This is a genomic window from Streptomyces sp. KMM 9044, from assembly GCF_024701375.2.
Classification (GTDB): domain Bacteria; phylum Actinomycetota; class Actinomycetes; order Streptomycetales; family Streptomycetaceae; genus Streptomyces.
On sequence record NZ_CP113910.1, the window covers coordinates 4,546,991 to 4,568,606 of the forward strand.

Here is a 21,616-nt window from a genome sequence, read left to right on the forward strand (position 1 = left end):
TCACACGGGCGGCCGGGCGGGGGCGTGCGGGGCGACGTGCCGGGCGTCCGGCGTCCGGGGCTCCGCCCGCGCCTCGCAGTGCAGGGCGGTCGGGTGCATCGGCATCTCGGTCAGGCCCGGGTAGTACACGTGCAGGCTGACCGCCGGCTCCAGCGTGTCGTTGGCGACCTCGTGCGCGTAGCCCGGCGCGAACACCCGCTCGGTGCCCGTCGTCAGCGTGCGTGTGCCGCGTTCGGCGCGCTCGGTGAGGGAGCCGTCCAGGACGGTCAGGATGCCGAAGGAACGGCCGTGGTCGTGCAGTCCGCTGCCCTGTCCGGGCACCCAGGACAGCAGCCACACCTCGTAGCCGATGAGGGGCTCCTTTGCTCGGGCGGAGCCGGGAGCCCGGGGAACGGCGCGCAGCCGGTGGTACCAGCGGCTGCGCGCGTCGTACCGCACCAGGTGCTCCCACTGGGACCGGTCGGCGGCGAGCGAGCGGGCCAGGCCGACGAACTCGGCGACGGTCGCCGGGTGCTCGCGCGGGGCCTGCAGGAGGTGCGGTACTTCGAGGATGTCGCCGGCGATCTGGAGGTCACTGTCGCTGTTCATGGATGCGGTGGTTCCTCGGCGGAGAAGCGGTCGGGAAGGGTGGGGAGGGTGGGAGCGGCGGGAAAACAATCGGGAGGCAGAGGGTGCGGCCGTCGGCGGGGCCGTGCGGAGAACCGGCCTGTCACAGACGACGTGCCGCGTATGTCCGGGTCACGGACGGCGGCGGAAAGTGCCCTGATGGGAGCGGAGGAGACAGCGGTCGAGTCGAGGGTGACTCGAAGGAGGGCCGGAGCGCGTTGGGCTCAACAACCGGAACAGCGACAGCTACAGCGAGCGAGGGCAGCACCGAGGGACCCGGTGGAGCGGGTCGAGGCGAGTGCCAGGTTCGCGAGCATGTCCACAAGGACAACGGTTCAGATCTCCGGTGTCAACTCGATGCCCGGATCGTGGGACACGGTTCACCCCATCAGGTTCACCCGCAAGGCGAAAGGTTTGCTCACGGGGTTCCGGGGACACAAGGGGCACACGGTCGGGCGCGCAAGTGCCGTTGCAGTCCTGTGATCCGAATGTGATCCGGGCCGCTGTGGCGTGAGTGGGCCAGCGGGGCCGATCGCCCGGGCGTCCTCCTTTGCGGAGGCTCCGCGCGGGGCGGGTTGGCCTGAGGGTCCATCAGTGTGTCAATATTTATGGCGATTTGAACACTTTCGGCTTGCGCTTGGTTCCGCAGAGTGAATAAGGGGGCCAATAGCAGATCTCGGCTTGACTCGCCCGGATCGGCGCACTTGTAATTTCACTCGTGTCGTTCGGCCGGAATCGGTAACGGCAGCATCACGGGGACGTGAAAGACGGACGAGGGGCGCACATGACGGAGCTGGTGCAGCAACTGCTGGTCGACGACGCGGACGAGGAGCTCGGCTGGCAGGAGCGCGCGCTGTGCGCCCAGACCGACCCCGAGTCGTTCTTTCCCGAGAAGGGTGGCTCCACCCGGGAGGCCAAGAAGGTCTGCCTCGCCTGTGAAGTCCGCTCCGAGTGTCTCGAATACGCCCTTGCCAACGACGAGCGCTTCGGCATCTGGGGCGGTCTGTCCGAGCGGGAGCGCCGCCGGCTGAAGAAGGCCGCCGTCTGAGGGGTGGCACGCAGCGCACATCACGCCCGTATGCGCGCGTTGTCCGTTCGTGCGCCAGATGGCCGGAGTGTGCGCATGGTTCGCTCGTGGCCCGTCACGTGCGGGTTGTCCACAGGTGGCGGGCCGTCTTGCTGCCCAGCCGATAGTGTGGTCGCTCGTCCGAGACGCCACGCCGCCCCCACCGGGCACGGGCGTCCCCCACAGTCCACTGAACCGGGGCCCGTACCTCGATGTCCGTGCACAGTCACCCGGCAGCCCGCCAAGACGCCGCTGCCGCACCAGAGTTCCCGCGTCATGTGGTGACCGCGGTCCTCGTCTCCCACGACGGAGCCCGCTGGCTGCCCGACGCGCTGGCCGGGCTACTCGGCCAGGAACGCCCCGTCCAGTTCGCCATGGGCGCCGACACCGGCAGTGCGGACGACTCCGCCCGACTGGTCACCGAAGCCCTCGGCGACGACCACGTCCTGCACCTCGCCCGGCGCACCGGCTTCGGCCAGGCCGTCGAGGAGTGCCACCGTGCCGCGCCGGACCTCACCCCGGACGACCTGCCCTACCTGAAGCGGCCCAGCGGCTGGGACCCGGTCACGCGCAGCTGGCACGACGACGCGTACGACCTGCCCGACCTCCCGCACGGGGAACCGGTGCAGTGGCTGTGGCTGCTGCACGACGACTGCGCCCCCGAACCCGACGCGCTGGCCCGGCTGCTGGGCGTCGTGGAGAACGAGTACGAACTCGGCCGGGACGACGTCGCCGTCGTCGGCCCCAAGCTCCGCGGCTGGTACGACCGCAGGCAACTGCTGGAGGTCGGCGTCTCCATCGCCGACTCCGGCCGCCGCTGGACCGGCCTGGACCGCCGTGAACAGGACCAGGGACAGCACGACCAGGTCCGGTCCGTCCTGTCGGTGTCCACCGCCGGCATGCTGATCCGCCGCGACGTCTTCGACGAACTCGGCGGATTCGACCGGCACCTGCCGCTGATGCGGGACGACGTCGACCTGTGCTGGCGCGCGCACGCGGCGGGACACCGTGTGCTCGTCGCCCCCGACGCGGTCGTACGGCACGCCGAGGCCGCCTCCCGCGAGCGCCGCGCCGTCGACTGCGTGGGCCGCACCGCCGCCTCCCCGCACAAGGTGGACAAGGCGGGCGCCGTCCACACCCTGCTCGTCAACACCCGTACCGCGGCGCTGCCCTGGGTGCTGTTGCGGCTCGTCCTCGGCACCGTGCTGCGGACCTTCGCCTACCTCGTCGGGAAGGTCCCCGGGCAGGCCGTCGACGAGATACGCGGCCTCGTCGGCACCCTGCTGCGGCCCGAACGCATCCTCGCCGGACGGCGCCGCCGCGGCAGCCCGCAGATCGACAAGGGCGAACTGCGGGCGCTGTTCCCGCCCCCCGGCGCGACCGTCCGCGTCACCGTCGAACAGGCCGCGAGCAGCCTCGTCGGCCGCTCCGACCCCGAGATCACCACCGGTGCCGGACGGCACGGCGGCGCCGTCGAGTCCGGACCCGGCGGGGACGACGCCGACTTCATCGAGGTCGAGCGGTTCGCCCGGCTCAAGCGGATCGCCCGCAAGCCCGGCCCGGTGCTCTTCCTGCTCCTGCTGCTCGTCTCCCTCGCGGCCTGCCGCACCCTCCTCGGCAGCGGCGCGCTCGCGGGCGGCGCCCTGCTGCCCGCTCCCGCAGGCTCCGGCGATCTGTGGGCGCGCTACACGGACGCCTGGCACGCGGTGGGCGCCGGCGGCACCGGCTCCGCACCGCCCTACCTCGCCCTCGTGGCGTCCCTGGCCACCCTGATGCTCGGCTCGACCGGGCTCGCCGTGACGGTCCTGCTCATCGGCTCGGTGCCGCTGGCCGGCCTCACCGCCTACTTCGCCTCCCGCCCGCTCGTCGAGTCCCGGCTGCTGCGCGCCTGGGCCGCCGTCGCCTACGCCTTCCTGCCCGCTGTCGCGGGCGCCCTCGCCGGCGGCCGGATCGGCACCGCCGTCCTCGCCGTGCTGCTGCCGCTGATCGCCCGTGCGGGCATCGCCGCGAGCGGACTCACCGGCGACCCCGGCGTCCGGGGCAGTTGGCGCGCGACCTGGGCGTACGCGCTGTTGCTCACCCTCGCCACCGCGTTCACCCCGATCGTGTGGCCCATCGCCCTGTTCCTCGGCCTCGGCGTCCTCGCTCTGCGCAGGTCCGACCTCCTGGCCCACGGACTCCGCTTCCTGGCCCAGCTCGGCACTCCGCTGCTGGTCCTCGCCCCCTGGTCGCTGTCGCTGCTCCCGCTCGGCTTCTTCCAGGAGGCGGGCCTGGAGTACGGCGCCTCCGCCGCCTCCGCCCTCGACCTGCTCGGCGCGAGCCCCGGCGGTCCCGGCGCGGTCGGCGGACCGGTGCTCGTCGGCATCGTGCTCGCCGCCCTCGCGGCCCTGCTCCGCTCCGAGCGCCTCCTCGCCATCCGCGCCGCCTGGACGGCCGCCCTGGTCGGACTCGTCTTCGCGGTCCTGTCCAACGGCTCCACCTGGGCGGGGCCCGCGACTCTCGTCTACGGCATCGCCCTGCTGGCCGCGGCCACGCTCGGCGCCGACGGAGCCCGCGCGCGCGTCGCCGAGCAGAGCTTCGGCTGGCGCCAGCCGGTCGCCGTGCTGGTCGCCCTCGCCTGCGCGGTCGGCCCGCTGCTGGCCGCCGCCGGCTGGGTGCTCCGCGGCGCCGACGGACCGCTCGAGCGGCGCGACCCCGTGCAGGTGCCCGCGTTCGTCGCTGAGGAGAGCGGCACCCGCGACCAGGCCCGCACCCTCGTCCTCGACAGCGGCTCCGCCGCCCGCGTCGACTACGCACTGGTCCGCGGCTCCGGTGCCCGCATGGGTGACGCCGAGATCGCCGCCGCGAGCGGTGTGAACACCGGGCTCGACAAGATCGTCGCCCATCTCGTCGCCGGCTCCGGCGCCGACCAGGCCGACCAGCTCGGCGGATTCGCGGTGCGCTACGTCCTCGTCCACCCGGGCGCGCCCCGCGAGGTCACCCGCGTGCTGGACGCCACGCCCGGCCTGACCCGGCTCAGCCAGCAGGCGGGCGGTGCGCTGTGGCGCGTCGACCAGAACGTGGCCCGCGCGACCATCGTCCCCGGGAAGGGCGGCGAGGGCGAGCCACAGGCCGTGGCCGCCGGACCGGTCGGGATCAGCACCGAGATCCCCGACGGCGCCGAGGGGCGCGTCCTGCGCCTGGCCGACGCCGCGGCCGAGGGATGGACCGCCACCCTCGACGGCAAACCGCTGACCGGTACCACGGTCGACGGCTGGGCCCAGGGCTTCCGGCTCCCGGCCGTCGGCGGACAGCTGGCCGTCACCTACGAGGACCCGGTCACCCACACCGTGTGGCTGTGGGCACAGGGGCTGCTCGCCGTCGTCCTCGTCGTGCTCGCGCTGCCCGGCCGGCGCCGCGACGTCGACGACGACCTGCCCGAGGAGCCGGCCGTCCCCGCCGAGGCGCTCGCCGGCGACGGCCGCCGCGCCCGACGCCTGCGCGCCCAGGCGGATGCGGAAGCCGCGGTCGCCGCCGGGGAAGCAGGCGCGGACGACGGCGTGACCGAGAGGGCGGACGACGAGTTCGACGTCCCGCGGGAGCCGGCTCCCGCGGCCGTCCCGCAGCAGCGGCCCTACGACGAATGGGACACGTCGAGCTACCCGGAACCGGATCCGAACCCCGGGTACGACGGCGCCTACACCGCCGCCGCCCCGTACCCGCAGGGACAGCAGCAGCCGCCGTCGCAACAGGAGCAGCGCCAGCAGTACGCGACGGACGGCTACGGACAGCCGTACCAGGCGGACCCGTACCAGGCCGGCCGGGGTGGTCGGTACGACCCGTACGCCTACGACGGCGCGCCCCAGCAGCCGCAGTACGACCCGAGCGCGTACGACCCGTCGGCGTACGGGCAGGGCCACGAGGGTTACGACGGCTACGACCAGACCTACGCGCGGGGCTACGACGCGTCGTACGACTCCGAGCAGCCGCACCGCCCCCAGCCGGGCAGTGAGCGTCCCGACGGGAGCCAGCAGTGAACCGCACCACCCTGTCCCTGATCGCGGGGGCCACCGCACTCGCCGCCGTCACCGGCTTCGCCGTCCTGACCGCGCCGGACCCCACGGCCGTGGACGACGGTGTCGCGACGGCGGCGGCCCACCTGCCCGTGGAACGCTCGAGCCTGTTGTGTCCGGCGCCCAGCGGCTCCGACCTCGCCGAGACGACGTACACGTCCTTCACGCCTGTCACGAAGGGCACGGAGAGCGAGGGCAGCGCCCAGCTCCAGCCGGCCGCCACGGGACGACCCGCGGAGGAAAGCGCGGAAAGCGCGGAAAGCGAGGAAGGCGGGGAAGGCGGGGAAGGCGCGGAAGGCGCGGACGAAGAGGTTGCGGAGGGAGCAGAGGACGGCGGCGGGGAGAAGGACACCGAGTCCGCGAAGCCCGGGAAGCCGGTGCTGGAGCACAAGGAGGAGCCCGGCAAGCCGGTCACCGTGGATGTTCCCGGAGGCGAGGCACCCGCGCTCGCCGGTACCGCCGAGGGCCGCTTCGCCCCCGGCTGGACCGTGCAGCAGACCACCGAGGTCGCCGCGGGCACCGGTCGGGGGCTGCAGGGCGTCAACTGTTCCGCCCCGGACACGGAGTTCTGGTTCCCCGGCGCGAGCACCGCGGCCGAGCGCACCGACTACGTCCACCTGACCAACCCCGACGACTCCGCCGCCGTCGTGGACATCGAGGTCTACGGCAAGGACGGCGCCCTCGAGACCACGGTGGGAGAGGGCGTCACGGTCAGGCCGCACTCCTCCGAACCGGTGCTGCTGTCCACGCTCACCGACGAGGAGCAGACCGATGCGACGGTCCATGTCGTCGTCCGCAGCGGGCGGGTCGGCGCGGCCGTACAGGCCCTGGACGACTCTCTCGGCGGTGACTGGCTGGCCGCGTCGGCCGACCCGGCGGGCAGCCTCGTCCTGCCCGGCATTCCCGAGGACGCCACCGCCGTACGCCTGATCGCCTTCACCCCCGGCACTGTCGACGCCGACCTGAAGGTGCAGCTCGCGTCGCCCTCCGGGCTGATCACACCGGCCGGCAACGAGACGGTGCACGTGAAGGGCGGCATGACGACCGCCGTCGACCTCGGCGACGTCACGCGTGGCGAGGCGGGCTCCCTGGTCCTCACGCCGACGGACGGCCCGGTGCCCGTCGTGGCGGCCGTCCGGGTGCTGCGTGGCAAGGGGGGCAGTCAGGAGTCGGCCTTCGTCCCGGCGGCCCGTGAGGTCGGGGTGCGGGCGACGTCCGTCGACAACACGGCCAAGGGCAGCACCCTCGCCGTGACCGCGCCCGAGGGTGCCGCCAAGGTCAAGGTCACCGTCTCCGGGGGCAGCGAGGGAGGTACGCCGGTGACCGAGACGTACACGCTCAAGGCCGGTACCACCCGGAACATCGAGGTTCCGGTTCCGGACGACGTCGAGGGCACGTACGCGCTGACGGTCGAGCCCGAGTCGGACGACACACCTGTCTACGCCTCACGGACCCTCACCGCCACGAAGGACGGCGTCCCGGCCTTCACGGTCCAGACCCTCCCCGACGACCGGGGCATGGTGGCGGTGCCGCAGACGGAGGAGGACCTGTCGGTCCTGCAGAAGTAGGGGCCGCAGGCAGGCCTTCGGCCTTCAGTCCTCGCCGTACCGGGGATCCACGGTCTCCGGCGTCAGTCCCAGCAGCTCGGCGACCTGCTCCACGACGACCTCGTGGACCAGCGCCGCCCGCTCGTCGCGCCCCTTGGTGCGGATCTCCACCGGCCGGCGATAGATCACGACCCGCGCGGGGCGCCCCTCGCGGTTCGGCACGGTGCCGCCCAGCGGCACCGGCTCGTCGCTCCATCCCGCTCCGGGCGCGTCCAGGCGCGGGACCTCCAGCACGAGGAAGTCGATGTCGGCCAGCTGCGGCCACCGCCGCTCCAGCCGCTCCACGGAGTCCTGCACCAGATCCGCGAACGTCTCCGCGCGGCTGGCGGCGAGCGGCACCTGGGGAGGCGCGATCGGCCCGCGCATGCCCCGACCGTGGCGATCACGACGGCGGGGCCCGCGGTCGGCGGCACGGGGCGTCACAGGGGTGTCCATCACGGTGAAGCGTAGTCTCCGCCGGTCCGACGCGCCCGGCCCCCGCACGGCTTCCGGGCCCCGGTCTCGCACGGGGCCCGGCCCGTTTCGGATCCCGGTTCCCCCACAGCGCCCTCGTACGACCGTTCCGGCCAAGGTTCGACTGGATTCCACATCGTTCACGCATCGGTGATCTCAAGGCATTCGACAGTATTTGTACCAAGTGGTGACCGGGGCGGAATCCGAGGATGTTCCGAATGCGAGTGTCGGAGCAGGTCAAAGGCGTGTGCCGGCGGGGGCGTGTGGGGTATTTCCGGCCACGACACGGGGGAGTGCGCGGACGGGGAGTCATCGCGGCCCGCTCAGGAGTGCGGTACCGTCCAACATCGTGAGCCCTGTACGTCGCTGTTCGCGCACCGCCTGCGGCCGTCCCGCCGTCGCGACGCTGACGTACGTCTACGCCGACTCGACCGCGGTCCTCGGTCCGCTCGCCACCTACGCCGAACCCCACTGCTACGACCTGTGCGCCGAGCACTCCGAGCGCCTCACCGCACCGCGCGGCTGGGAGGTCGTCCGTCTACTCGACGGTTCGGCCCCGGCGCGGCCCAGCGGGGACGATCTCGAAGCGCTCGCGGACGCGGTGCGCGAAGCGGCCCGGCCCCAGGAACGGGCGGCCGGCGGCGGGCGCGGCGCGGACCCGATGGAAGTCGCGCGGCGCGGCCACCTGCGCGTGCTCCGCTCTCCCGAGAGCTGACGCCGGACGACGTGCGCCGGCGCTGACACCTGCTCCGTGAACAGCCCTCGCCTGCGGGGCCGTTCACATGGCCGCGTCGGTTGTCCGGGTATGCCGCTCCTTACCTTCCTTACCTTCCTTCCCTCCGGCCCCGCCCGTCCCGAAAGCAGGGCCCCGCACGCCCATGCCTGATCGTGGCGGGGCAGAGCGCCTTCGTCCTCGGACGGATGCTGCCCTGCCCCGCGTCCGTCGCTCACCATGGACCGCCCGCAGCGCAGTGTCACCCTCTGCGGGTAGTTTGTGGTGACCGACAGGACCTCCGGAAGGGCTGGCCGTGGCTGCTGATCTGTCACAGATCGTGAAGGCGTACGACGTACGCGGGGTCGTCCCCGACCAGTGGGACGAGTCCCTGGCCGAACTCTTCGGTGCCGCCTTCGCGCGGGTGACCGGCGCGAGCGCCATCGTCACCGGGCACGACATGAGGCCCTCCTCGCCCGGCCTGTCGGGCGCCTTCGCCCGCGGCGCCGCGGCACAGGGCGTCGACGTGACCGAGATCGGCCTCTGCTCCACGGACCAGCTCTACTACGCCTCGGGCACACTGGACCTGCCCGGCGCGATGTTCACCGCCTCGCACAACCCGGCCCGCTACAACGGCATCAAGCTGTGCCGTGCGGGCGCCGCGCCGGTCGGCCAGGACACCGGCCTGACCGAGATCCGCGAACTCGTCGAGAAGTGGAGCGAGTCGGGCGCCCCCGAGCCGGCCGCCACGGCGGGAACCGTCACCCGGCGCGAGACGCTGGACGACTACGCGGCACACCTGCGCTCCCTCGTCGACCTGGTCTCCGTCCGGCCCCTGAAGGTCGTCGTCGACGCGGGCAACGGCATGGGCGGGCACACCGTCCCCACCGTCCTGGCCGGCCTGCCGCTCACCGTCGTCCCGATGTACTTCGAACTCGACGGGACCTTCCCCCACCACGAGGCCAACCCGCTCGACCCGGCCAACCTCGTGGACCTGCAGCGGCGGGTCCGTGAGGAGGGGGCCGACCTCGGCCTGGCCTTCGACGGCGACGCCGACCGCTGCTTCGTCGTCGACGAGCGCGGGGAGCCGGTCTCCCCGTCCGCGATCACCGCCCTGGTCGCCTCCCGCGAACTCGCCCGCAACGGCGGCGAGGGCACGGTCATCCACAACCTGATCACCTCCTGGTCGGTGCCGGAGGTCGTCGAGGAGAACGGCGGCACGCCGGTACGCACCCGCGTCGGCCACTCCTTCATCAAGGCCGAGATGGCCACCAGCGGCGCGATCTTCGGCGGCGAGCACTCGGCGCACTACTACTTCCGCGACTTCTGGAACGCCGACACGGGCATGCTCGCCGCCCTGCACGTCCTCGCCGCCCTCGGCGGCCAGCAGGGCACCCTGTCCGCCCTGGTCGACCAGTACGACCGCTACGCGGGATCCGGCGAGATCAACTCGACGGTCGACGACCAGGCGGCCCGTCTCACCGCGATCAGGGCCGCGTACGAGGACCGTGACGGCATCGCCCTGGACGAACTGGACGGTCTCACCGTCACCGCGGCCGACTGGTGGTTCAACGTCCGCCCCTCCAACACGGAACCCCTCCTCCGCCTGAACGCGGAGGCCCGCGACCAGGCCACCATGGCCAGAATCCGCGACGAGGCCCTGGCCATCATCAGAGGCTGACACCCGAGGCGGAGCCGGGGCCGGCCCCGCGGCCGGCGCAGAGCCCCGTACGGCCCGTCACACGTCCGTCCCGTGCGGCTGGTCGGGACGGCGGCCGGGTCGCCGGGGCCCGTGTGCGGCAGGGGCCCGTACGGCCCGTCACACGTCCGTCCCGTGCGGCTGGTCGGGACGGCGGCCGGGTCGCCGGGGCCCGTGTGCGGCAGAGCCCCGTACGGCCCGTCACACGTCCGTCCCGTGCGGCTGGTCGGGACGGCGGCCGGGTCGCCGGGGCCCGTGTGCGGCAGGGGCCCGTCGCGTCGACGCACTCCTCCGCCCTGCGGTCGCACGCACCGGACCCCGCTCACCCCGCCGGGAAGACGCCGCCGGTCACCTCCGGCTCGACCCGCCGGACAGACCCCAGCGGTCCCGGGCACCGTGTCAGAGGGCTTCCGGCCCGAAACCGCGACGGTCCGCGCCGGGCGGGCCCGCGCCCGAAGGCCCGCGGCCCGGGGCCGGCTCTCACGGACGGGCACGTCAGGGGGTGCGCCGGCGGCCACCGCACCCCTCGCCGGACCGGGGCGCCGGGCACACCCCCCGCCGCCCGCCCGCAGTGCCCCCACCGGCGGTACCCTGACCAGGCACATCCGCAAACGCCCGCCCCGAAGGGAACCCACCCCATGCCGCTGGAAACCGGCCTCCTGGAGATCCTCGCCTGCCCGGCCTGCCATTCCTCCCTCAAGGAGCAGGACAACGAGCTGATCTGCACCGGCCAGGAGTGCGGCCTGGCGTATCCGGTCCGCGACGGAATCCCCGTCCTCCTCGTCGACGAGGCCCGCCGCCCCGCGTAAGCGACGATCCGGCGGCCCTGCGCACCAGCGGATCCGCCGCCCCGCGTACCGACGCCCCGCCGATCGGAGACTGCCGCCCCATGCTCGACGAATCGCTGCTGGACTCACCGGAGGGCCTCGCCGAGGCCGACCGCCGCGGACTGCTCCGCGGCGCGGCCGAGGCGGGCGCCCGTGTCCGCACCGCCGCGCGGTACGCCGCCGAGGCCGGTGTCCACGACCTCAAACCGGACGGCCGTCCCCGCGCCGTCCTCATCGCGGGCCCCGGCGCGGCCGCCACCCAGACCGCCGACCTCCTCGGCACGCTCGCCGGCGCCGGCAGCCCCGTCACCCGGCTCGCACCCACCGGCGTGGCCCCCGCCGCGGGCGCGCTGCGCTGGGAGCTGCCCGGCTGGGCCGGCTCCGTGGACCTGCTCCTGATCGCCACCCCGGACGGCACCGAGCCGGGCCTGTCCCTGCTCGCCGAGCAGGCCTACCGCCGCGGCTGCACCGTCGTCGCCGTGGCCCCCGCCCGGACCCCGCTCGCCGAGACGGTCAGCAGCTCCCACAGCCTGTTCGTCCCCATGGCGATCGCGTCCTACGAGCAGGACGAGGAGCCCGCCGCCTCCGCCCCCGGAGTCCTGTGGGCGCTGCTCACCCCGCTGCTCGCGCTCCTGGACCGCGCCGGCCTGCTCACCGCCCCGCCGGAGGTCCTGGAGAAGGTCGCCGACCGCCTCGACCGCATGGCCGAACGCTGTGGCCCGGCCATCGCCACCTACAGCAACCCCGCCAAGACCCTGGCCGCCGAACTCGCCGACGCGCTCCCCGTCGTGTGGACCGAGGGCGCCTCGGCCGGCCCGGCGGGCCGCCGCTTCGCCGCCGCACTCGCGGAACTGTCCGGCGCCCCCGCCGTCGTCGCCGAACTCCCCGAGGCACTCGGCTCGCACAGTGCCCTGCTGGCAGGCCCGCTCGCCGGCCGCGCCGACCCGGACGACTTCTTCCGCGACCGCGTGGAGGAGACTCCCGCCCTCCACGCGCGCGTGGTGCTGCTCCGCGACCGCCCGATCGGCGGCCTCACCGCGGCCCCGGCCGCCCGTGAGCTGGCCCTCGGCCACGACACACCGATCAGCGAACTGGAACCGGAGGAGGGCGGCGAACTGGAGACCCTCGCCGAACTGATCGCCGTCACGGATTTCGCAGCCGTTTACCTGGCGCTCACCTCGAGAGCCTGATCATGCGGGGGGACAGGGTCGGCGCGGATGTTCTGACCAGGACTTCTGAGGGCGCCGGGTCTGCCGCGCACGCACGTACCACCGCGCACGCACGTACCACCGCGCACGCCGCCCCGCCGTCCTCCGCCGAGACCCTGCCGAACGACCCGGAGAGAACCCCATGGACCGCCTCGACAACACCGTCCGTCCCTACGCCTGGGGTTCCACCACCGCCATCGCCCAGCTCCTCGGCGTCGAACCGACCGGCGAGCCGCAGGCGGAGATGTGGATGGGCGCTCACCCCGGCGCGCCCTCGCGCACCGGCCGGGGCACACTCGCCGAGGTCATCGACGCCGACCCGGAGCGGGAGCTCGGCGCGGCCTCGGTCGCGAAGTTCGGCCCGCGCCTGCCCTTCCTCCTCAAGCTCCTCGCCGCCGGCGCACCCCTGTCCCTCCAGGTCCACCCCGACCTGGACCAGGCGAAGGCCGGATACGCGGACGAGGAGCGACGCGGCGTCCCCGCCGGCGCCCCGCACCGCACCTACAAGGACGCCAGCCACAAGCCCGAACTGATCTGCGCCCTTACCGACTTCGACGGCCTCTGCGGCTTCCGCCCCCCGCTGCGGGCCGCGGGACTGCTCGACGCCCTCGGCGTGGACTCCCTCAAGCCGTACGTCGACCTGCTGCACGCGCACCCCGAGCAAGCGGCCCTGCGTGAGGTCCTCACCGCGATCCTCACCGCCGACCGCGACGAGATGGCCCGCACCGTCACCGAGGCGACCGCCGCCTGCGACCGCCTCGGCGGCGACCACACCCCGTACGCCGCCATCGCCCACCACTACCCGGGCGACCCCGGCGTCATCGCCGCGATGCTCCTCAACTACGTCCGGCTCCAGCCCGGCGAGGCCCTCTACCTCGGCGCCGGCGTCCCGCACGCCTACCTGAACGGCCTCGGCGTCGAGATCATGGCCAACTCCGACAACGTGCTGCGCTGCGGACTGACCCCCAAGCACGTCGACGTCCCCGAACTCCTGCGCATCGTCCGCTTCGAGGCCGGTGACCCCGGAGTGCTGCGCCCGGAGGCCGCACCCGACGGCGAGGAGCTCTACGACACCCCCGTCGACGAGTTCAGGCTCTCCCGGTACGTCCTGCCCCCGGGCGGCACCACCCGCGACCTCACGCGGGCCGCCCCCCAGATCCTGCTCTGCACCACCGGCTCCCCACGCGCGGGCGAGCACGAACTGTCCCCGGGCACCTCCGTGTTCGTTCCCGCAGGCGAAAAGGCCGAAGTGTCCGGTACCGGAACCCTGTTCAGGGCCACGGTCGTCGTCTGACCGGCCGACGACGACGCTCTGACACACCGCATCCCGATCGGGCTGCAACAATGTCCCCCCGTTACAGGACGGCCAGCACCCCGGGCGGCGTACGAAGACGCCGGCCCGGGCCCGTCAACGGCGTACGAAGGGACAACGCGTACACATGAGCGCGTCAGGCGGCACCAAGGCGATCGTTGCGGCACTCGCCGCCAACGCCGCGATCGCGGTAGCGAAGTTCGTGGCGTATCTCTTCAGCGGCTCCTCGTCGATGCTCGCCGAATCCGTGCACTCCGTCGCCGATGCCAGCAATCAGGCCCTGCTGCTGGTCGGCGGCAAGCGGGCCAAGCGGCAGGCCACTCCGCAGCACCCCTTCGGCTACGGTCGCGAGCGCTACATCTACGCCTTCCTCGTCTCCATCGTGCTGTTCTCGGTCGGCGGCCTGTTCGCCCTCTACGAGGGCTACGAGAAGATCAAGGACCCGCACGACCTGGACCACTGGTACTGGCCGGTCGGCGTCCTGGTCTTCGCGATCATCGCCGAGACCTTCTCCTTCCGCACGGCCATCAAGGAGTCCAACGCGGTACGCGGCGAGCGCTCCTGGAAGGAGTTCGTCCGCCACGCCAAGGCTCCCGAGCTGCCGGTCGTCCTCCTGGAGGACCTCGGCGCCCTCGTCGGCCTCGTCCTCGCCCTCGGCGGTGTCGGCATGGCACTGCTCACCGGCGACAGCGTCTGGGACGGCATCGGCACCCTCTGCATCGGCGTCCTGCTGATCCTGATCGCCGTGGTCCTCGCACTCGAGACGAAGTCGCTGCTGCTCGGCGAGGCCGCGGGCGCCGAGGAGACCCGGAAGATCGAGGCCGCCGTCGTCGACGGTGACACCGTCACCCGCATCATCCACATGCGGACCCTCCACATCGGCCCCGAGGAACTGCTGGTCGCCGCGAAGATCGCCGTACGGCACGACGACACGGCCACGGAGATCGCCGCCGCCATCGACGCCGCCGAGTCCCGCATCCGCGAGGCCGTCCCGATCGCCCGTGTGATCTACCTGGAGCCCGACATCTACAGCGAGACCGAGGCCGCCAGGGGCGCCGACGCCGCAGCCAGCCCCGGAGGCCCCGCACCGACGGAGCACTGAGCCCGCGCCCGTCCGGCCCTGCCGGACGGCGCACCCCCTGATCGGCCACGACCACCGACCGGTGACGACCCCCGGCCCCGGTGGTCGTGTCCGTTCCGCGCTGTTCACCACGGTTGCCCGCCGTTGCCTGCCGTTCGCCGCCCCACGTGTCATCGCCCTCCGTGTTCGGCCTGATGTGTTCGGCAACCGGCTGGGGACGGCCCCGCCCGGCGGTGTAGCTTGGGAGGGAGCCAGACGTCGCTGCTGATGGCGGTCGGGCGGTTCCCCTGCGGACCGGCCGAGGGAGAGAGGGCCTCCGACGGACTGCGCTGCGCGCACGCGGGGCATGCCTGTGCCCTCCCCGGGCACTCCTGTGTCCGCCGCCGCGCAGAACAGCCGTACCCACCTCGACCCACACCCCGAGGAGCAGCTCTCCATGACGACTGTCGACACCCGACAGGACTTCAAGGTCGCCGATCTCTCCCTGGCCGCCTTCGGCCGCAAGGAGATCACTCTGGCCGAGCACGAGATGCCGGGCCTGATGGCGATCCGCAAGGAATACGCCGAGGCACAGCCCCTGGCCGGCGCCCGTGTCACCGGTTCCCTGCACATGACCGTGCAGACCGCCGTCCTCATCGAGACCCTGACCGCCCTCGGCGCTCAGGTCCGCTGGGCGTCCTGCAACATCTTCTCCACCCAGGACCACGCCGCGGCCGCCATCGCCGTCGGCCCGAACGGCACGCCCGAGAACCCGCAGGGCATCCCCGTCTTCGCCTGGAAGGGCGAAACGCTGGAGGAGTACTGGTGGTGCACCGAGCAGGCACTGACCTGGCCGGGCACCTCCACCGGCGGCCCGAACATGATCCTGGACGACGGCGGTGACGCCACCCTCCTGGTCCACAAGGGCGTCGAGTACGAGAAGGACGGCAAGGTCCCCCCGGTCGACACCGCCGAGTCCGACGAGCACCGCGTCATCCTCGAACTCCTCACCCGCACGGTGAGCGAGAGTCCGCAGAAGTGGACCCAGCTGGCGTCCGAGATCCGCGGCGTGACCGAGGAGACCACGACCGGCGTCCACCGCCTGTACGAGATGCACCGCGACGGCACCCTCCTGTTCCCGGCGATCAACGTCAACGACGCCGTCACCAAGTCGAAGTTCGACAACAAGTACGGCTGCCGCCACTCCCTCGTCGACGGCCTCAACCGTGCCACCGACACCCTGATCGGCGGCAAGACCGCGGTCGTCTGCGGCTACGGCGACGTCGGCAAGGGATGCGCGGAGTCCCTGCGCGGCCAGGGCGCCCGCGTGATCATCACTGAGATCGACCCGATCTGCGCCCTGCAGGCGGCGATGGACGGCTACCAGGTCACGACGCTGGACGAGGTCGTCGACAAGGCCGACATCTTCGTCACCACAACCGGCAACAAGGACATCATCATGGCCTCGGACATGGCCAAGATGAAGCACCAGGCCATCGTCGGCAACATCGGCCACTTCGACAACGAGATCGACATGGCCGGCCTTGCCCGGACCCCCGGCATCGTCAAGGACGAGATCAAGCCGCAGGTACACACCTGGACCTACCCCGATGGCAAGGTCCTCATCGTCCTCTCCGAGGGCCGCCTGCTGAACCTGGGCAACGCCACCGGCCACCCGTCGTTCGTGATGTCCAACTCCTTCGCGGACCAGACCCTGGCCCAGATCGAGCTGTTCACCAAGCCCGACGAATACCCGACCGGCGTCTACGTGCTGCCCAAGCACCTGGACGAGAAGGTGGCCCGGCTCCACCTCGACGCGCTCGGCGTGAAACTGACCACCCTCCGTCCCGAGCAGGCCGAGTACATCGGTGTGACGGTCGAGGGTCCGTACAAGTCGGACCACTACCGCTACTGAGCCCGGCGCCCGAGCCGACGCCCACCGGGCCGAGGCTCCCGCCACGGTGAGCGCGCCCGTGCGCCGGCGCGCTCATCGACGGCGGGACCACCCGGGACAGGCCCCCGCACCCCCGTGACGGGGGCCTGTCCCGTTGGCCGGCCAGCGACCGGACGGACCGGCCCGCCCGTCAAGACCCAGGACCCCCATGCCCCGCGGCCGCTATTCGCTCCACGATCCGCACGATCACACCCTCCTCGCCGAAGAACACTTCCACTGCGCCCCCGGTCCTTCCGGCTGGCGCTACGTCTCCCAGCTCACCGCCCCGTCCGGCGATCACCTGGGCTCGGCCGACCTGGCCCTCGACGAACTCGGCCGGCCCATCCGACTCGAACTGCATGCCGCGAGCTGGCAGGTCCGCGCCGCCGCCCTCGACGGAGTCACCTGGGTCCGTACCGACCCCACCGGAACCCACGCGACCGAGGGCAATGCGCGCGCCCACGCCTTCACCGGCTCCTCACCCGCGTTCCTCATCGCCACCGCCCGTCTTCTGCGCCTCACCCCCTCCGCCCCGGCCACTCGCGTGCGCCTCGTCGCCTTCACGGACCCAGTGCTCGCCCCGCTCACCGTGGACCAGTCCTGGACCTTGGTGGAAAGAGAAGCACACGCCACTGACAACGGACCCCTGACCGTGGACGCATACCAGGTCACAGCCTTGGACACGGGCGAGCAGCACACCGTGCACCTCTCCGGGGACGTGGTCCTCGCGGCCCCCGGCATCGAACTCGAGGACCTCGAGTCACCCCCCTCGGCGCTCGACTGATCCCCCCACCCCGGGCGCCCGCCCCGAAAACGCCGTACGCCCTACGCCGGCGGAACGAACCCGGTCGACGGCCCCTCGGCCGCAGGCGGGGGAGCGGCCGGAGCAGCCGGGGAAGCCGGAGCAGCCGGAGCAGCCGGAGAAGCGGGGGTGGAGGGGTATGCGGTCGGTGGAGCTGCCCGATCGACGGGCGGCGGGGCGTACGGACCTGCCGGTCCGAATGCGCCGACCGGCCCGCCGCCCATGGCCGCCGCTCCACCGACACCTTGCCCGAAGGCACGCCGCGCATCCCGGGCCTGCCGCTCCTGCACCACTGCCGACAGATACGCCGCCGCCGGCACGCCCTGAGGCACCGGCGCCCCCGTCCGGTCCGCCAGATCCGCCGCCAGCCGCTCCGCCATCGCCTGCCCCACCTGCGGGTCCAGCTGCCGCATCCGCGTCAGGTACTGGCGTACGGCGAGCCACAGCCCCTCCGGCACCGCGGACAGATCGAGCCCCGAGAACCGGCCGGCCAGCCAGGGCGGAGGCGGTGGCACCGAGCCCACGGGCCCGACCGGCAGCCTCTCCCGAACGACGAGGGTCCCGGCGAACACGTCCCCGAGCCGCCGCCCCCGCGACGACACGAGCGAGGCGATGCACGCGATGACGCCCATCGTCATCAGGATCTCGATCACTCCGATCAGTCCCCGCACCAGCGCGTGCCGGAAACGGATCGGCCCACCGTCGTCCCGCACCACCCGCAGGCCGCAGGCCATCTTCCCGAGCGATCGACCATGGGTGAGGGTCTCCACTGCGATCGGCCCGCCCACCAGCAACAACAGAAAGGCCGCGAGGAAGATCGCCGTCTGCGCCGCCTGGTCCAGGGAAGACGTCGAAGCCACCAGTGCGATGGTCACCACGACATAGACCGTCATGGCCGCGGCCAGATCGAGCAGCACGGCCAGTGCTCTGCTGGGCAGCTTCGCGGGGCGCAGCTCCAACGCCACAGCCTCGCCCGTCACCAGCTCACTCACGTCCGCCCGCCCTTCCTTCCCCTGCCCGGAACACCGCCAGTCTGCCAAGCTGGTGACACATCGCACCGCAGTACGACCAGCCGATCATCCCGTATCCCCAAGCCGGCCGGTCCGTGCGGCCGACGAAGAATCGCGGCGGGAGCCGACGAACAGCCGAGGAGCAGGCACACCGATGGACCTGGACGTCTTCGTCTCCGCCCACCGCGCGGAGTGGGACCGCCTCGACGCCCTGCTCCGGCGCCAGCGTCGGCTGACCGGCGCCGAGGCCGACGAACTCGTCCTCCTCTACCAGCGCACGGCCACGCACCTTTCGCTGGTCCAGTCCGCAGCCCCCGACCCGCAGCTGACGGGGAGGCTCAGCCAACTGGTGGCACGCGCGCGTGGCGCCGTGACGGGGACCCGTCGCGCGTCCTGGAGAGACGTCACCCACTTCCTCTCGCACAGCTTCCCGGCCGCCGTGTACCGGGCACGCCACTGGTGGGTGCCCACCGCGCTCCTGTCCACCGCGGTCGCGGCCCTCCTCGGCTGGTGGATCGGTACCCATCCCGAAGTCCAGGCATCCCTTGCCGCACCCGCCGAGCTGCGCGAGCTCACCCGCCCCGGCGGCCAGTACGAGACGTACTACTCCAGCAACCCCGCGGCCTCGTTCGCCGCCCAGGTCTGGACGAACAACGCGTGGGCCGCTGCCCTCTGCCTGATCCTGGGTGTCTTCCTGGGCCTGCCGGTCATCTGGGTCCTCTTCACGAACATGCTCAACCTGGGGGTCGGCTTCGGACTGATGGCCTCCGCGGGGAGGCTCGACACCTTTCTCGGCCTCGTGCTGCCCCATGGCCTCCTCGAGCTGACCGCGGTCTTCGTCGCCGCCGGCACCGGCCTGCGCCTCGGCTGGACTCTCATCGACCCCGGGACACGCCCGCGGCGCAGAGCCCTCGCGGAGGAGGGCCGGGCAGCGTTGGCCATGGCGATCGGCCTCGCGCTGGTCCTTTTCGTCTCCGGCGCGATCGAAGGCTTCGTCACCCCGTCCGGCCTTCCCACCTGGGCCCGCATCACCATCGGAGTCGTCGCGGAGCTGGCCTTCCTGGCCTACGTCTATGTCCTGGGCGGACGCGCGGCGCGGGCCGGTGAGACCGGTGACCTGGAGACGGCCGAACGCAGCGCCGTCGTGCCGACGGCCGCCTGAGGTGCGTGGAGCTCCGTTCAGCTGCTAGTCTCCTCTTCGCCCCGCAGGAACCGTTGACACGAACCGTGCGGGGAGGTAGATTTGAACAGTTGCCTGGAACTGGGCTGTGCCCCGCAGTGGCAACGGTGATCATCTGACTGCTTCTCGAGATTTCAGAATTCGACGAAGCCCCTCCCGATGAATCGGAAAAATCCGGTCGGTCAGTCCGACCCGGAATCTCTGATAAAGTCGGATCCGCCGGAAAGGGGAACGCGAAAGCGGGAGCCTGGAAAGCGGAAGGCCCGAGGAAATCGGATCGGAAAGATCTGGTAGAGTCGGGGACGCAGGATCGAAGGGAAGCGCCCGGAGGAAAGCCCGAGAGGGTGAGTACGAAGGAAGCGTCCGTTCCTTGAGAACTCAACAGCGTGCCAAAAATCAACGCCAGATATGTTGATACCCCGTCCTCGGCCGTTCGGCCGGGACGAGGTTCCTTTGAAGAAAACACAGCGAGGACGCTGTGAACGGTCGGGCCTGTTCCGCTCGACTGTTCCGCTCTCGTGATGTGTCCTTCCCGGTTACGGGAGAGCATTCACGGAGAGTTTGATCCTGGCTCAGGACGAACGCTGGCGGCGTGCTTAACACATGCAAGTCGAACGATGAACCACTTCGGTGGGGATTAGTGGCGAACGGGTGAGTAACACGTGGGCAATCTGCCCTTCACTCTGGGACAAGCCCTGGAAACGGGGTCTAATACCGGATAACACTTCCACTCGCATGGGTGGGGGTTAAAAGCTCCGGCGGTGAGGGATGAGCCCGCGGCCTATCAGCTTGTTGGTGAGGTAATGGCTCACCAAGGCGACGACGGGTAGCCGGCCTGAGAGGGCGACCGGCCACACTGGGACTGAGACACGGCCCAGACTCCTACGGGAGGCAGCAGTGGGGAATATTGCACAATGGGCGAAAGCCTGATGCAGCGACGCCGCGTGAGGGATGACGGCCTTCGGGTTGTAAACCTCTTTCAGCAGGGAAGAAGCGAAAGTGACGGTACCTGCAGAAGAAGCGCCGGCTAACTACGTGCCAGCAGCCGCGGTAATACGTAGGGCGCGAGCGTTGTCCGGAATTATTGGGCGTAAAGAGCTCGTAGGCGGCTTGTCGCGTCGATTGTGAAAGCCCGGGGCTTAACCCCGGGTCTGCAGTCGATACGGGCAGGCTAGAGTGTGGTAGGGGAGATCGGAATTCCTGGTGTAGCGGTGAAATGCGCAGATATCAGGAGGAACACCGGTGGCGAAGGCGGATCTCTGGGCCATTACTGACGCTGAGGAGCGAAAGCGTGGGGAGCGAACAGGATTAGATACCCTGGTAGTCCACGCCGTAAACGGTGGGAACTAGGTGTTGGCGACATTCCACGTCGTCGGTGCCGCAGCTAACGCATTAAGTTCCCCGCCTGGGGAGTACGGCCGCAAGGCTAAAACTCAAAGGAATTGACGGGGGCCCGCACAAGCAGCGGAGCATGTGGCTTAATTCGACGCAACGCGAAGAACCTTACCAAGGCTTGACATACACCGGAAAGCATTAGAGATAGTGCCCCCCTTGTGGTCGGTGTACAGGTGGTGCATGGCTGTCGTCAGCTCGTGTCGTGAGATGTTGGGTTAAGTCCCGCAACGAGCGCAACCCTTGTTCTGTGTTGCCAGCATGCCCTTCGGGGTGATGGGGACTCACAGGAGACCGCCGGGGTCAACTCGGAGGAAGGTGGGGACGACGTCAAGTCATCATGCCCCTTATGTCTTGGGCTGCACACGTGCTACAATGGCCGGTACAATGAGCTGCGATGCCGTGAGGTGGAGCGAATCTCAAAAAGCCGGTCTCAGTTCGGATTGGGGTCTGCAACTCGACCCCATGAAGTCGGAGTTGCTAGTAATCGCAGATCAGCATTGCTGCGGTGAATACGTTCCCGGGCCTTGTACACACCGCCCGTCACGTCACGAAAGTCGGTAACACCCGAAGCCGGTGGCCCAACCCCCTTGTGGGGAGGGAGCTGTCGAAGGTGGGACTGGCGATTGGGACGAAGTCGTAACAAGGTAGCCGTACCGGAAGGTGCGGCTGGATCACCTCCTTTCTAAGGAGCACT

15 protein-coding genes and 1 rRNA gene are annotated in these 21,616 nt (G+C 71.3%); 13 read left to right on the plus strand and 3 right to left on the minus strand.

Going from position 1 to position 21,616, the window contains the following annotated elements; genetic code table 11:
• Positions 1-588, minus strand: coding sequence for a cysteine dioxygenase (locus tag HUV60_RS20520; protein ID WP_257848709.1), 588 nt, complete (start codon positions 586-588; stop codon positions 1-3).
• 802 nt (positions 589-1,390) lie between these two features.
• On the opposite strand from HUV60_RS20520, the gene HUV60_RS20525 reads away from it, so the two are divergent.
• From HUV60_RS20525 to HUV60_RS20535, 3 genes are all read left to right on the plus strand, one after another.
• The gene (locus HUV60_RS20525; RefSeq protein WP_003975777.1) at positions 1,391-1,654 is read left to right on the plus strand and encodes a WhiB family transcriptional regulator; all 264 of its coding nucleotides are present in this window, start codon (positions 1,391-1,393) and stop codon (positions 1,652-1,654) included.
• 230 nt (positions 1,655-1,884) lie between these two features.
• Positions 1,885-5,688: a glycosyltransferase gene (locus tag HUV60_RS20530; RefSeq protein ID WP_257848713.1), complete on the plus strand. Its 3,804-nt coding sequence runs from the start codon at positions 1,885-1,887 to the stop codon at positions 5,686-5,688.
• Positions 5,685-7,292, plus strand: coding sequence for a DUF5719 family protein (locus HUV60_RS20535; protein ID WP_257848714.1), 1,608 nt, complete (start codon positions 5,685-5,687; stop codon positions 7,290-7,292). The genes HUV60_RS20530 and HUV60_RS20535 overlap by 4 nt, the downstream gene beginning before the upstream one ends.
• A gap of 24 nt (positions 7,293-7,316) precedes the next feature.
• Here the strand turns inward: HUV60_RS20535 and HUV60_RS20540 are convergent, their stop codons facing one another.
• Positions 7,317-7,766, minus strand: a complete 450-nt coding sequence (locus HUV60_RS20540) for a metallopeptidase family protein (RefSeq protein ID WP_257848715.1) — start codon at positions 7,764-7,766, stop codon at positions 7,317-7,319.
• 265 nt (positions 7,767-8,031) lie between these two features.
• On the opposite strand from HUV60_RS20540, the gene HUV60_RS20545 reads away from it, so the two are divergent.
• From HUV60_RS20545 to HUV60_RS20580, 8 genes are all read left to right on the plus strand, one after another.
• Positions 8,032-8,499 carry a DUF3499 domain-containing protein gene (locus HUV60_RS20545; RefSeq protein WP_443047359.1) on the plus strand — a complete coding sequence of 156 codons (468 nt, stop codon included), beginning with the start codon at positions 8,032-8,034 and terminating at the stop codon, positions 8,497-8,499.
• 313 nt (positions 8,500-8,812) lie between these two features.
• A complete protein-coding gene (locus tag HUV60_RS20550; RefSeq protein WP_257848716.1) occupies positions 8,813-10,177 on the plus strand; it encodes a phosphomannomutase/phosphoglucomutase in 1,365 nt (454 codons plus the stop codon).
• A gap of 656 nt (positions 10,178-10,833) precedes the next feature.
• Positions 10,834-11,004: a Trm112 family protein gene (locus tag HUV60_RS20555; RefSeq protein WP_078878367.1), complete on the plus strand. Its 171-nt coding sequence runs from the start codon at positions 10,834-10,836 to the stop codon at positions 11,002-11,004.
• 80 nt (positions 11,005-11,084) lie between these two features.
• Positions 11,085-12,212: an SIS domain-containing protein gene (locus HUV60_RS20560; protein ID WP_257848717.1), complete on the plus strand. Its 1,128-nt coding sequence runs from the start codon at positions 11,085-11,087 to the stop codon at positions 12,210-12,212.
• Positions 12,213-12,372: 160 nt separating this feature from the next.
• Positions 12,373-13,524 (plus strand): mannose-6-phosphate isomerase, class I, encoded by a 1,152-nt coding sequence (gene manA / locus HUV60_RS20565; protein WP_257848718.1) that lies wholly within the window; start codon positions 12,373-12,375, stop codon positions 13,522-13,524.
• Positions 13,525-13,669: 145 nt separating this feature from the next.
• Positions 13,670-14,644, plus strand: a complete 975-nt coding sequence (locus HUV60_RS20570; RefSeq protein ID WP_257848720.1) for a cation diffusion facilitator family transporter — start codon at positions 13,670-13,672, stop codon at positions 14,642-14,644.
• A 415-nt stretch (positions 14,645-15,059) separates the two neighbouring features.
• Positions 15,060-16,517 carry an adenosylhomocysteinase gene (gene ahcY, locus HUV60_RS20575; protein WP_257848721.1) on the plus strand — a complete coding sequence of 486 codons (1,458 nt, stop codon included), beginning with the start codon at positions 15,060-15,062 and terminating at the stop codon, positions 16,515-16,517.
• 187 nt (positions 16,518-16,704) lie between these two features.
• Complete coding sequence (locus HUV60_RS20580; RefSeq protein WP_257848722.1) at positions 16,705-17,319, plus strand: hypothetical protein; 615 nt, start codon at positions 16,705-16,707, stop codon at positions 17,317-17,319.
• A 41-nt stretch (positions 17,320-17,360) separates the two neighbouring features.
• Here the strand turns inward: HUV60_RS20580 and HUV60_RS20585 are convergent, their stop codons facing one another.
• Positions 17,361-18,329 (minus strand): RDD family protein, encoded by a 969-nt coding sequence (locus tag HUV60_RS20585; protein ID WP_257848723.1) that lies wholly within the window; start codon positions 18,327-18,329, stop codon positions 17,361-17,363.
• 172 nt (positions 18,330-18,501) lie between these two features.
• Here HUV60_RS20585 and HUV60_RS20590 point away from each other — a divergent pair, with 172 nt between their 5' ends.
• Positions 18,502-19,509, plus strand: a complete 1,008-nt coding sequence (locus tag HUV60_RS20590) for a stage II sporulation protein M (RefSeq protein ID WP_257848724.1) — start codon at positions 18,502-18,504, stop codon at positions 19,507-19,509.
• A 567-nt stretch (positions 19,510-20,076) separates the two neighbouring features.
• Positions 20,077-21,604 (plus strand): 16S ribosomal RNA (locus HUV60_RS20595).
• Positions 21,605-21,616: the final 12 nt, after the last annotated feature.

Excerpts from the sequence above, each read along its gene's own strand:
- HUV60_RS20520 (WP_257848709.1), bottom strand. The coding sequence starts at position 588 with ATGAACAGCGACAGTGACCTCCAGATCGCCGGCGACATCCTCGAAGTA.
- HUV60_RS20570 (WP_257848720.1), top strand. The coding sequence starts at position 13,670 with ATGAGCGCGTCAGGCGGCACCAAGGCGATCGTTGCGGCACTCGCCGCC.
- HUV60_RS20540 (WP_257848715.1), bottom strand. The coding sequence starts at position 7,766 with ATGGACACCCCTGTGACGCCCCGTGCCGCCGACCGCGGGCCCCGCCGT.
- ahcY (WP_257848721.1), top strand. The coding sequence starts at position 15,060 with ATGACGACTGTCGACACCCGACAGGACTTCAAGGTCGCCGATCTCTCC.
- manA (WP_257848718.1), top strand. The coding sequence starts at position 12,373 with ATGGACCGCCTCGACAACACCGTCCGTCCCTACGCCTGGGGTTCCACC.
- HUV60_RS20560 (WP_257848717.1), top strand. The coding sequence starts at position 11,085 with ATGCTCGACGAATCGCTGCTGGACTCACCGGAGGGCCTCGCCGAGGCC.
- HUV60_RS20525 (WP_003975777.1), top strand. The coding sequence starts at position 1,391 with ATGACGGAGCTGGTGCAGCAACTGCTGGTCGACGACGCGGACGAGGAG.
- HUV60_RS20590 (WP_257848724.1), top strand. The coding sequence starts at position 18,502 with ATGGACCTGGACGTCTTCGTCTCCGCCCACCGCGCGGAGTGGGACCGC.
- HUV60_RS20580 (WP_257848722.1), top strand. The coding sequence starts at position 16,705 with ATGCCCCGCGGCCGCTATTCGCTCCACGATCCGCACGATCACACCCTC.
- HUV60_RS20555 (WP_078878367.1), top strand. The coding sequence starts at position 10,834 with ATGCCGCTGGAAACCGGCCTCCTGGAGATCCTCGCCTGCCCGGCCTGC.
- HUV60_RS20530 (WP_257848713.1), top strand. The coding sequence starts at position 1,885 with ATGTCCGTGCACAGTCACCCGGCAGCCCGCCAAGACGCCGCTGCCGCA.